The 11,906-nt window shown below is 39.4% G+C and carries 14 protein-coding genes; 6 read left to right on the forward strand and 8 right to left on the reverse strand.

Annotation, left to right across the window (positions count from 1 at the left end; genetic code table 11):
- Positions 1 to 40 precede the first annotated feature (40 nt).
- A complete protein-coding gene (locus A0J48_RS00330) occupies positions 41 to 748 on the forward strand; it encodes a sugar transferase (RefSeq protein ID WP_200319231.1) in 708 nt (235 codons plus the stop codon).
- 40 nt (positions 749 to 788) lie between these two features.
- On the opposite strand, the gene A0J48_RS00335 is transcribed toward A0J48_RS00330, so the two are convergent.
- Entirely contained in the window at positions 789 to 1,622 is an 834-nt protein-coding gene (locus A0J48_RS00335) for a carbohydrate ABC transporter permease (RefSeq protein WP_200319233.1), read from the reverse strand.
- Between the two features lie 379 nt (positions 1,623 to 2,001).
- On the opposite strand from A0J48_RS00335, the gene A0J48_RS00340 reads away from it, so the two are divergent.
- From A0J48_RS00340 to A0J48_RS00350, 3 genes are all read left to right on the forward strand, one after another.
- Positions 2,002 to 3,645, forward strand: a complete 1,644-nt coding sequence (locus A0J48_RS00340; RefSeq protein WP_200319235.1) for a purple acid phosphatase family protein — start codon at positions 2,002 to 2,004, stop codon at positions 3,643 to 3,645.
- A 352-nt stretch (positions 3,646 to 3,997) separates the two neighbouring features.
- Entirely contained in the window at positions 3,998 to 4,489 is a 492-nt protein-coding gene (locus A0J48_RS00345; RefSeq protein WP_200319237.1) for a hypothetical protein, read from the forward strand.
- Positions 4,490 to 4,500: 11 nt separating this feature from the next.
- Complete coding sequence (locus A0J48_RS00350) at positions 4,501 to 4,755, forward strand: translation initiation factor (protein WP_200319239.1); 255 nt, start codon at positions 4,501 to 4,503, stop codon at positions 4,753 to 4,755.
- 57 nt (positions 4,756 to 4,812) lie between these two features.
- Here the strand turns inward: A0J48_RS00350 and mdh are convergent, their stop codons facing one another.
- From mdh to A0J48_RS00375, 5 genes are all read right to left on the reverse strand, one after another.
- Positions 4,813 to 5,787, reverse strand: a complete 975-nt coding sequence (gene mdh / locus A0J48_RS00355; protein ID WP_200319241.1) for a malate dehydrogenase — start codon at positions 5,785 to 5,787, stop codon at positions 4,813 to 4,815.
- Positions 5,788 to 5,845: 58 nt separating this feature from the next.
- On the reverse strand, positions 5,846 to 6,061 hold the full coding sequence (gene ndhO / locus A0J48_RS00360) for an NAD(P)H-quinone oxidoreductase subunit O (RefSeq protein WP_200319242.1): 216 nt from the start codon (positions 6,059 to 6,061) through the stop codon (positions 5,846 to 5,848).
- A 489-nt stretch (positions 6,062 to 6,550) separates the two neighbouring features.
- Positions 6,551 to 7,384, reverse strand: coding sequence for a DNA-formamidopyrimidine glycosylase (locus A0J48_RS00365; RefSeq protein WP_200319244.1), 834 nt, complete (start codon positions 7,382 to 7,384; stop codon positions 6,551 to 6,553).
- A gap of 138 nt (positions 7,385 to 7,522) precedes the next feature.
- Entirely contained in the window at positions 7,523 to 7,738 is a 216-nt protein-coding gene (locus A0J48_RS00370; RefSeq protein WP_200319246.1) for a photosystem I reaction center subunit IV, read from the reverse strand.
- Between the two features lie 314 nt (positions 7,739 to 8,052).
- Entirely contained in the window at positions 8,053 to 8,637 is a 585-nt protein-coding gene (locus tag A0J48_RS00375; RefSeq protein WP_200319320.1) for a PAP/fibrillin family protein, read from the reverse strand.
- A 345-nt stretch (positions 8,638 to 8,982) separates the two neighbouring features.
- Here A0J48_RS00375 and A0J48_RS00380 point away from each other — a divergent pair, with 345 nt between their 5' ends.
- The gene (locus A0J48_RS00380) at positions 8,983 to 9,222 is read left to right on the forward strand and encodes a DUF3134 domain-containing protein (protein ID WP_200319322.1); all 240 of its coding nucleotides are present in this window, start codon (positions 8,983 to 8,985) and stop codon (positions 9,220 to 9,222) included.
- A gap of 80 nt (positions 9,223 to 9,302) precedes the next feature.
- Entirely contained in the window at positions 9,303 to 10,406 is a 1,104-nt protein-coding gene (gene mraY / locus A0J48_RS00385; RefSeq protein ID WP_200319248.1) for a phospho-N-acetylmuramoyl-pentapeptide-transferase, read from the forward strand.
- A 305-nt stretch (positions 10,407 to 10,711) separates the two neighbouring features.
- Here mraY and A0J48_RS00390 read toward each other — a convergent pair whose 3' ends face one another.
- Both A0J48_RS00390 and psb28 read right to left on the reverse strand, forming a co-directional pair.
- Entirely contained in the window at positions 10,712 to 11,215 is a 504-nt protein-coding gene (locus tag A0J48_RS00390) for a MogA/MoaB family molybdenum cofactor biosynthesis protein (protein ID WP_200319251.1), read from the reverse strand.
- A 140-nt stretch (positions 11,216 to 11,355) separates the two neighbouring features.
- Positions 11,356 to 11,691 carry a photosystem II reaction center protein Psb28 gene (gene psb28, locus A0J48_RS00395; protein ID WP_200319252.1) on the reverse strand — a complete coding sequence of 112 codons (336 nt, stop codon included), beginning with the start codon at positions 11,689 to 11,691 and terminating at the stop codon, positions 11,356 to 11,358.
- Positions 11,692 to 11,906: the final 215 nt, after the last annotated feature.

Here is an 11,906-nt window from a genome sequence, read left to right on the forward strand (position 1 = left end):
TAGTTCGTAAAATTCCAGGTGTAAAAAATAAACGCTAATTATGTCACTTTCTATCTCTAGAACTAGAACTCAAAATTATAGTGCGTCTAAATTAGGTGTTTTGAATAATCTCACTCTGGTTGACTTGTCACCAAAGTCATCACACCCATCAACTATTAGCACTACCAAAAGACTAATTGATATTCTCGGAGCCATTGCTGGTTTAATAATTACATCTCTAGTAGCAGTTCCCATAGCAATTGCTACCTGCATTTTTGATCCAGGTCCCATATTGTATTCTCAACTTCGTTGTGGTCTGAATGGACGCACCTTTCGGATCTGGAAATTCCGTTCTATGGTGGTGAATGCAGATAAACTCAAATCTCTAGTCAAAAACCAAGCTAAAGGTAACATTTTTAAATCTACTAATGATCCTCGCATTACTCCTTTAGGTAGGTTCTTACGACGCACTAGCTTAGATGAACTACCCCAATTTTGGAATGTTTTCATGGGAGACATGAGTATAGTTGGTACTCGCCCCCCTACTCCTGATGAAGTCATAAACTATACTGCACATCACTGGGAAAGGTTACGAGTCAAACCAGGTATTACTGGAGAATGGCAAACTCATGGACGTTCAACTATTACAGACTTTGAAACTATAGTCCGTATGGATTTAGACTATCAGCGTAAATGGTCTATTGGTTATGATTTGATGTTAATTTTTAAAACCATTTGGGTAGTATTACACAGAAAAGGTGCTTATTAGGTGACAGGTGACAGTAAAGAGACTGGTGATTGATAAATGATTAACCTTTAACACCACTACCTGTATCTGTGGGAACAATAAACCTTTGTAAAAATAGAAATAATAGCAAAACTGGAGTAATAGAAATTACTGAACCAGCTGCTACTAATCGCCAATCTAGGGAAAATGTACCAGCTAATTTAGCAACTCCCAAGGGTAAAGTATATAAACTCTCATCTTGGATGACAATTAAAGGCCATAAAAAGTCACTCCAAGCACCAATAAATACAAAAATCGCCAGAGTTATCAATGCTGGCCGAATAGCTGGCAACATCACAAACCACCACAATCCTAACTCAGAACTGCCATCCATGCGGGCAGCTTCTTCTATTTCTTTTGGTACTCCCATAAAAGCTTGTCTTAATAAAAAAATGCCAAAAGCAGAAGCTAAACTGGGAAAAATCATCCCTAAATAACTATTTGTTAACTTTAACTGCACGGTCAAAATATATAAAGGAATCATCACGATTTGGAAGGGAATCATAATCGTGGAAACAATGGCAATAAAAATTCCGTTGCGTCCTACAAATGATAATCTTGCTAAGGGATAAGCAGCTAAAGCACAAAAAAGCAGGTTAAATATGACAGTTAATACGGACACCACAATACTGTTATATAAATATTGTCCAAAAGGTAAAGATTGCCAAACGCGAGTGAAGTTATCTAAATTCGGTTGCAGAGGCCATAACTGCGGTGGAGACTGTAAAAGATTTTCTGTAGGTGATTTTAAGGATGTACTAATGAGCCAGAATAAAGGAAACAGGGTTAGGAGTGCGATCGCTCCCAATAATCCGAATATGATGAAGATTTGCAGTTGTGATTTTTTGATATTCATATTTTTTTCTCACGTAAAAATGCAAAGTAATACTAATTATCTGTGATCCTGCTCTTGATATTTATTAAACATTTACAGCATATTGCAGATCAATAAGGTATTTTTATGACAAAGCCTTGCACCAAAAGGTTTTTACTGCTGACTGCTGACTGTGGAATGCTTACCTTTTTTTTGGTAATCCTTTTTTTGGTAAGTACCTAAGCAAAATTAATTGTACATATTGATTGAAAACAAAAATGTCTGTATTCCTTACCTATTCCCTATTCCCTCTTCCCTATTCCCTCTCCTAACTATAAAATTTATTTTGCACGACTACTTAATCCTTTTTTTGGTAATATGTCTGACGGTAGTAAGCGTGAGTTCTTTGGGACAAGCAACTATGATATCACCACCGCAACTTCTAACAGACCCATTTTTGCAACTACCAACAGAAACTTCTGTGCGAGTAGTTTGGTTTACTGAGTTTGCAGGTGATCAACATTTAGTTGTTTACGGTGATAAACTTGATCACAGTTCAATTGCACAAACTAGAAAACTCAGCCGTACCAGAGAAGACCAAGAATCAAGAATAGCAAATCAAACTGAAACCGGGCAAATTTATCAACAACCTGTAAAACGGGAAATTTGGCGACATGAAGCCGAAGTTACAGGTTTAACTCCTAATTTGCGAATTCCATATTATGTCACTAGTATCACAGAAGATGGTGAAAAGGTTAGGAGTGAAGTGTTTACTCTTGCACCTTCTCCAAAACCAGGGACATCTTTAAAAATTCTCCTCACATCAGATCATCAATTAAAACCGATGACAGCTGCAAATCTGCAAAAAGTGGTGGAAACTGTTGGGAGAATTGATGGGGTATGGTTTGCAGGAGATTTAGTCAATATTCCAGACCGCGCTTCCGAATGGTTTGATGATAATCGCGGAAATGCTTTTTTTCCTAATTTGCAAGGTCGTGCTAATTATCAAATGGAAGATAATGGCGTAAAATTCACTTACACAGGTGGTAAAATTCTTCAAAATGCCCCTATGTTTACTTGCATTGGTAATCATGAAGTCATGGGAAGATATGGCAGAACAGAAAGTTTAGATGATGAATTTAATGATACTTTTCCCCGTGAAGTTGCTAAAACAATGTATGGGGAAACATCTTTAACAGATAATGCTTTTAATACTATAACTTACGAAGAAATTTTTACTTTACCCGAAACTCAAGCAGGTGGAAAAACCTATTATGCAGTTACTTTTAGTGATGTCCGCTTGGTAGTTTTGTATATTACCAATATGTGGCGACATCCAAAATTAGAATTAGATAAAAAAGGTAGATATATAGAACCAGAAAAAGATTTTTACAATCTTGAAAATTGGGGTTATGGACAGTTAATTTATGAACCTGTTTTTCAAGGTAGTCAACAATATAATTGGCTTCAGCAAGAATTAAACAGTCCTGAATTTCAACAGGCAAAATATAAAGTTGTCATGTTTCATCATCCCCCCCATACATTGGGTGATAATATTGTTCCAGCTTACACTAATCCTGTACAGAATATTGAAAGGGATCAAGCTGGAAATATCAAAGCTGTTCGTTATGAATATCCCAAAAATGCAGATTATATTATTCGTGATGTGATTCCTTTATTGGAGGCGGCTAAAGTCCAGTTAGTATTTTATGGACATTCCCATTTATGGAATCGTTTTGTTAGTGACAGAGGAATGCACTTTTTAGAAACTTCTAATGTTGGTAATTCTTACGGTGCAGCTTGGGGTGAAAGAAAGCGAGAAGTACCAGCAAACTATCAAGAAGATTATACAGCCATTGGTGATCCTAACGGTTTAGAACCAGTGATACCAACTATTTCGCCCTTGTTAGGAGAAGATGGCCAGCCAATGCCTTATATTGCAAGTAATGAAATTACAGTTTTTAGCATTTTTGACACGGGAATAGGTACTATTAGCAGTTATCGCTTTGATACTAGAAAACCTGATTCTGAAGTTGTTAAATTTGATGAGTTTAAGTTGAAATAGTCAGCCATGACAATAAAAGCTTGATATAAATTCAGCTTTATAGAGGACTGGTATTTGATTTTTGAAATTATCTGTGTAGAGAGGGAACAGGGAACTCTTAACAGGGAACAGGGGAAGTGTACGGAGTGTTTTTCAAGAATCAAATATGATTCCTATAGCATATTTCTTGAGACATAAGTAGGGAATATTGCCTTATATCAACAGCAAGATGAAATACTAGCAAAACAGCTTCATCATAACTTTCAAATGCCATACTTGTGCTTTTTTCGGTTTTGAGAAAAATAACCAAAATTTCAACCCGGCTTTTGTAACTGTACGGGGATGAGCAAGCGTTAGGTGACGAGAATATGCAATGAACACAATAAATAAAGAGCGTAAACCTCTTTTACGCCTGCCAGCAATATTGCTATCAGCTTTATTAACAATGCCACTATTTACCAGCTGTAGTGGTGGTTCCCGAACTGCTTCACCACCACCCCCGGTTGATGATACAGCCGGTAGAACAGTGAGCCAAACTACTCCTGTCAATCAACCCCAGGCCAAGAAGGGATTATCAACAGGTCAAAAAGTCGCAATTTTAGCCGGAGCAGCTGCACTTTACTATCTCTACAACCAACACAAAAATGCTCAAGGAACGGGAGCGCAAGGCAAATATTACCTTTCCAAAAATGGGCGCGTATACTACCGCGATGCTGAAGGTCGCGCTCACTGGGTAACGCCACCACCAGAAGGTATTCGCGTTCCAGAATCCGAAGCTCAACAGTATCGAGATTTCCAAGGCTATAACGGGCGCACCACAGGCCGGGATCTCACTCAAGTACCAGCAACAGCCCCAGGGCTGTAAGGAGACATATCATGGTCAATGACTTTTTGCAAAGAGCGAAAGATTTATTCTTCGGGTCAAACGATAATCGAGTAGACGAAAGCGATCTCCCGGTACGTCCAGCTAGTGAAGATCCTTACGGCGACCCCGCAGACCAAGAGACTTTTGGCAATATTCGTCCCGCCAGTGAAGATCCTTATGGCGACCCCGCAGACCAAGAGACTTTTGGCAATATTCGTCCCGCCAGTGAAGATCCTTACGGTGATCCCACCGATGAGGAATATTAGCTTCTGTAATTGAAGTGAAGTTTGAGCAAACTTAATTTATGGAAAGGGGGTTGGAGATCAAGTGTCCTGCAAAATCGCCAACGCCCTGGTAATATTTGTCCTCACCGACTCCGCTGAAGTCTGCAAAGCTTTCTTTTCTTCATCACTGAGAGTTATTTCTAAAATACTCTCAACTCCACCACATCCCAAACGACAAGGAACACCAATTACAATATCGTTTAAACCATATTCACCTTGCAGATAAGCTGCTACTGGCAACAACCGCGACTGATTTAATAAAATTGATTCTACCATCAGGGAAGTGGCTGAAGCAGGAGCAAAAAACGCTCCTCCTGTGTGCATTAATTCCACAATTTCTGCGCCGCCGTTGCGGGTTCTTTGTACTAAACGTTCAATTGTAGCTGCATCTAATAATTCTGTAATAGGAATACCATTTACAGTTGCATAGCGGGCTAAAGGCACCATTAAATCACCGTGGCTACCTAAAACCATCGCTTTCACGTCCGCAGGTAAAACCCCTAATTCTAAAGCAATGAAAGTTTCAAAACGGGCTGAGTCTAACACTCCTGCCATACCCATGACTTGATTTCTCGGTAAACCTGTAGCTTGCCAAGTTAAATAAGTCATGACATCCAGAGGATTTGTTACCACAATAAAAATAGCATGAGGAGAATGGGCGATCGCATTTTTTGCCGCTTCAACCACAATCTTGGCATTGATTTTCAGCAAATCATCCCGACTCATTCCGGGTTTACGGGGAAACCCAGCGGTAATTACCACAATGGTTGAATTAGCTGTATCTGCATAATTATTAGTCCCGCTAATTTGCCGATTATGTAATTCCAGTCCTTGCGCTTCTAGCAAATCTAAAGCTAAACCTTGGGGCATTCCCTCAATAATATCTAACAACACCACATCAGCCAAATTTTTCTCCGCGATGCGTTGGGCTAAGGTACTACCAACTCTACCCGCACCCACAATAGTCACACGGGGAGATTTACAACCCACTGGGGAAGAAGGGAAATTAGACATAATCATTTATCAGTTAGTAGGGTGGGCATTGCCCACCACAAGCATAACTATGGAAAGCCTATACAAACTCTTCCAATTGTTCTAACTTTAACCAAATATTTGGTGTTGGTACTTTGCCAAACTTCACCAAGGCGTAATCACCTTTGATATCTACCACTTCCCCTTGACTATCAAATAAATAGGAAGGGAAGCGAGAATCACTAGCTTTAGCTTCTAGGCTATTCTCCAGCTTTTCGCGGATAGCCCGAACCATATTTCCTTTTTTAACTGCCATGAGTTTCCCTTACAATTCATAAACGCTTTGATTAAAAATTTTATCTTGCTCTCAGACGCAAAGGCATGATTTCTTTCCTTAAACAAATATAACCGCCTACTCTCAGGCAAGCGGTTGAGGAGACTTTATATTTTTATTGATAGATAGTTCTTCCTTATCAATTACATGATAACAAATCTCAGACCTGTTGTCAACCCCCAAATACTTTATATTCTGGACTTTGATTAATTTTCAAATTCTTTTGCAAATTGCTGATTTGTCGATTTTTCCATCAATCAATTATAAAGCGAGTCATCAGATTTTGGATTTTGGATTTCGGATTGATGCCACGAATAAATCCGGGTGAAAAGTATCATCTAGGAATTATTATTGGTTATTTAATTTAATTTAAACTAATAATGGGTACTGAAATTCCTATTTTCATCCTGTTCATCCTTTAATCCTGGACATCCTGATTCTGACAAGAAATATTTTCCTATCACCTGGATCTTACTTCTGACACTGAGAACAAAAATGACTAGAACGCCCACCTAATTTAATTCGCCCGATGACATGACCACAAACTTTACAAGGTTCCCCGGTGCGGTTGTAGACCCATGCCTCACCGCCATAATTGCCGTTAACACCTTTAACATTGAGGAAATTACTAAAAGTTGTCCCACCAGCGGCAATACTGGCAGATAAAACTTCAATTATTGCTGTTCTTAAAGGTTCAATTTGTTCTTTCTGTAAATCTGCACTGATAGTAGTTGGTAATATCCCACTTTTAAACAAAGCCTCATCAGCATAAATATTACCTAATCCCGCCACTACTGACTGATCTAACAAAGCTGTTTTAATCGGACGACGACCTTTTTGTAGCTTGTTGGCTAAATACTCAACGGTGAACTCTGGTGAAAATGGATCTACAGCCAGTTTTGCTAAACCTGTAATAATACTTTCTACAGCCACACCAGGGGGAACATACCACATTTGCCCAAAGGTGCGTTGGTCAACAAAGCGTAATTCTTGTTTTTCTCCAAAAAATAACCTTACCCTCGTGTGTTTGTGTAAAGGTTCATCTTGGTTTAGCCATAATAATTGACCGGTCATTCGTAGATGAACACCCAACCATGAAGATGGAGAAAGTTCCGCTAACAGATATTTACCACGACGATGCCAAGATTTAATGGTACTTGCTTTTATGTTATTTATAAACTCTTCAATAGAAAAAGGGTAGGCGATGGTGCGTTGTAGCAACACATCTCCCCCCGTAATTCTTTCCTTCAAGGTCAATTGATTTAAACCCCGTCGGACAGTTTCAACTTCAGGCAGTTCAGGCATTTTTAGAGTAATGAGTGCTGGGTGTGGAGTTGAGAGTAAGACCTCAACAGTAGATTAAGGCATGGAGTCAGCATTTTTAGTTTACTGCTTTTCCATGTTTCTCGACTCACAACTCAGAACTCAGCACTGTAAAGCTACTTACTTTTTAGCAGGAGCTTTTTTGGGTGCTTCCACCTCTACTAATTCTTCTGGGGCAAAGTTGTTGGTATTGATCCCAGCGTAGTTAACATTGGGGAAACGGACAATTACAGGGTATTTAATGCCGCTTTGGTCGATGGATGCTACGGTTCCTAAATCTTGATACCAGTAGGACTCAGGACGGAGGATACGTACTTTAGAACCACGTTGAACCATGATGATCTTCCCTTTGAATTATTAATTGACAATTAATTAGGGCTAATTGTTCTCACTCTACAACCTGAAGGTCTTTGCTAGAGTCTTTGTTAAGTTATTTTTCATTTGTCAGAGGAAAGGGGGCAGGGAACTCTTAACAGGGAACAGGTGACAGAAGGCGGAAGGCGGAAGAAAGTTTTTTCCCCTAAACCCTACACCCTAAACCCTACACCCCTATCACTTAATAAAAGTATCAGTCTCTACTTGACAAAGTACCTATAATAGAATAAGGTCGTTCGCAAATACTTCTTGCGAACACTCAAGCTTATGGCCGATTATGTCTTGCTTAAAACAAATACGCTGCCCTCGTTACCTCTGCCAATTCGCAGATCACTATCTATGTAGGTGATATCTAACCATCCTTGCTGCTGGTCGCTGTTGATAGGAAAATCAATAGCTGTAAACTTTCGACCAGATTCAATTTGTTGGATAAAATCGGCTGGTGATTTGTAGCCAATTAGCTTTTGTAAGCCAATAATGGAACGCTGGAATTTTACTTGTACTCGACGTTCGGAAACTGGTGCAAATTTTGCAGCTACGCTGACTAATCCTTCTAAAGAAGGTAGTCCGTAAATTTCAGCTATGTTATAAACGCTGGTAGTTTCTACTCGAATACATTGGTAAATTTGGCCAAGTTTACAGAAAGGAAAGCGATCTAGGTTTAATAAAGCTTTGCTGGTAGTGTATAGTAGTCGCCAATTACCTTCTAGTAAATGGCTTGCTTCTAACGGGCGTGGATTGGGGTTAAATTCTTCTAAACCGACAATCGCTGCTAAAATAGCCTGTTTTTGGGTTGCAGTTGCCAACAAACCCCGATTTGTACCAGCAATTGCATCTAAGAGAACAGATTTTTTCATGATGGCCTTATCCCTTGTAAAAACAACTATGAAATCAGGATTAACAATCTTATTAATGTTCCGTGTACACAGCTATCCTATCTACTAAGAAAGAGTAGCTGTTTGCTATAGGGTTATTAAATAAATTTTTTTGTTTAATTCGGATTTACAAATCAAAGAGTTGAATCATTAACTAAATTATCCCGTATCAAATGATAGACTCTTAATGTCTAGTTACACAGTTGGGGCATCAACTATGGGACTAGGTGATATAAGACGAGATTGCTGGCAATCACCGTTTAAATCTACAATCTCTGCCCTTTTAAGGCGGAGAGTATGTCAAATAAACCTCTTCTTGCATTCGTTGATATGTTAAATTCTCCCCTGCGCGAGCAACCCCGAAACCAACGAGCTACTGTAATTCCCGTGAAGCAAGAGTCTTCTATTTTAGACTGGTTGCAATCTAGCGGTCGTCTAATAGCGCGTGAACCTCACGAATCATCATTTTTAGAACAAGAAGAAGAAATATCAGACTTTTTGGGTGGAGAAGATGGAATTGGCGACCTTGACTATGATGATGATAATGATATCAGTCTAGATGAGGACTAGTCTGAAGAGGTGTGAGGACTGGGTTTATCACCAGTCTCTAATTTGCCATTTTTTTTTGTGTGGAGTGAAGGGAAATTTTTGTGGACGCTAAATTATCTCCTAATCAAAGTTTGAACATTTCTGGAATAGGGCTGGCCTCTCTGTTAGCCCTTTCACTGACTATAGCTGCATTGGTTTTAGACTGGCTAGGGCATAGACTATCCTGGCAGACTAGCTCTCTCACGATGCCGTTTTTGATGTGTGCGGTGGGTGCTGCTGCGGCTGGTTATTGGGTTGTACCCCTACTACAAGCATTAAAAACAGGGCAAATTATTCGAGAAGATGGGCCGCAAGCACATCTGAAAAAAGCTGGAACTCCTACTATGGGGGGTATTTTTTTCATACCTGTAGCTGTAATAGTTGCCTGTGTTTTGTCTGGGTTTACTCAGGATGTACTGGCTGTTTCTGTTTTAACACTCAGCTATGGTTTAATTGGTTGGATAGACGATTGGCAAATTTTGCGTCGGAAATCAAATAAGGGTATATCTCCGAAGATGAAACTGGCTTTGCAGATAATTTTTGCCACTGGTTTCTGTCTGTGGATGATGTTTAATAGAGATTTTAGTATAACAAATATTGCCTTACCTTGGGTTAGTTTTTCCCTACCTTTAGGATTACTGTTTTGGCCTTTGGCTGGTTTTGTGTTGGTGGCAGAAAGTAATGCTACTAATTTAACTGATGGGATTGATGGTTTGGCCGGGGGAACGGTAGCGATCGCTATTTTCGCATTAGGTGCTGTCGTTGCCACAAGTTCACCTGACCTAATGATATTCTGTGCAGCTATAAGTGGTAGTTGCATCGGATTTTTAGCCCATAATCGCAACCCAGCCCGTGTTTTCATGGGAGATACAGGTTCTCTAGCTTTGGGTGGTGCTTTAGCTGCTGTCGCACTTTTGACTAACAGTTTAGTAGCCCTGTTTATTCTGAGCGGTATCTTCTTTGTAGAAACCCTATCTGTAATGGCGCAAGTGAGTTATTACAAAGCTACCAAGGGTCCAGATGGTAAAGGAAAGCGGCTATTGAAAATGGCTCCTTTACACCATCACTTAGAATTAACTGGCTGGTCAGAATTGCAAGTAGTTTCGGTCTTCTACATTATCGCTGCGATTTTGGCTACCATCTGCTTGACAATGATTAAATTCTAAAAACTTTAGCATATCAACGACAATAAAATGAAAGCCCCCTGAAGATTAGGGGGTTTTTTATCAATTGATAGTTGATAGTTGATAGTTGATAGTTGATAGTTGATAGTTGATAGTTGATAGTTGATAGTTGATAGTTGATAGTTGATAGTTGATAGTTGATAGTTGTTTTATTTAAGGTTTAAAACCTCTCCTTTCCAGGAGAAAAAAATCAAAAAGTTCCTATTCCCTAACCCTCTCACGAATCAGCAAGAGTTAATTGACAATTGTCAATTGTCAATTGTTAATTGACCCAGAAGTGTCACTGACTATTGCTGTATTTGAGTAACCAGATGGACAAGTTCTGGTAAAATCAGTTTTTCCATTCCCAGTCGCACAGCGTTACTAGAACCGGGAAGAGAAAAGATTAATTTATTTTGATAAATACCAGCTACAGCGCGAGATGCGATCGCTCTTGCACCAATTTCTTGATAACTTAAAAAGCGGAATAACTCACCAAATCCTGGTAAAGTCTTTTCTAACAATTTTTCTATGGCATCATAGGTGGTATCTCTAGGAGCAATGCCTGTACCGCCATTAAATATTACTGCATCTATGTTTGCGTTTTTCACCAGCAGTTCTATCTGTTGTTGAATCTGTGCTGGTTCATCTTTAATAATGGTGTAATCGCCAACAGTATGATTAGCAGTTAACAACAGTTGCCGAATCAGTTGACCACTTTTATCTGTTTCTGGGGTGCGTGTATCACTGACAGTGACAACTGCACAAGTCACCGTTATTGCTGGTGAGTCTGGATGTGGTTGCGATCGCATAAATACAGGTAGAGTTAGTAATGCACAATAAATTATCTATTGCAGGTAAGGGAACAGAGTCAGTTATCAGTTTTTACGATATTACTGTTGACTATTTACTGTTCACTGTTCACTGTTCACTGTCACCTGTCACCCGTCACCTATGATTTACTTAAACCAAGACCGTTTTCTTCAGCGTAGCGATTCATAAAGCGCATAAAGCGATCCCATTCTTCTACGCTTTTCATTAGGTAAACTGCTTCCAATGCTTCTGGTTTACCGTTCACAAATTTACCCTTCACTTCACGGGTAATAATTTCCCCCTCTTCGTCAATCATGTACATCCCTGTGATATCGTCGGTACTGCTTTGGCTTAAAATTTGGGGATTAGTAAAGATAAACGTCGCTGTACCTTGATCACCACTGCGCGATCGCGTTAAACGCACCTCTGGAACTACGTCTTCGTTAATGCCTCTAGAAAACTGGATTTTGGCCATGATGAATGAATTTTAAGTTTTGTGACTTTAGTTTAATATTCTCTCATCTTACAGTAAGCATTGGGTGATGGTAGTGGAATCTCTTTCAGGGTGGCGCTGAAATAGCTCAAAACTTACTTGATGGGTATCCTTTTCCTGAAAAATTCCTCAATAATTACCTAGACAGAATTAATTACACCATGTCATTGGGAATGTAGCGTTCACGAAGTGTGGCT

The organism is Sphaerospermopsis aphanizomenoides BCCUSP55, from assembly GCF_001586785.1.
Lineage (GTDB): Bacteria > Cyanobacteriota > Cyanobacteriia > Cyanobacteriales > Nostocaceae > Sphaerospermopsis_A > Sphaerospermopsis_A aphanizomenoides_A.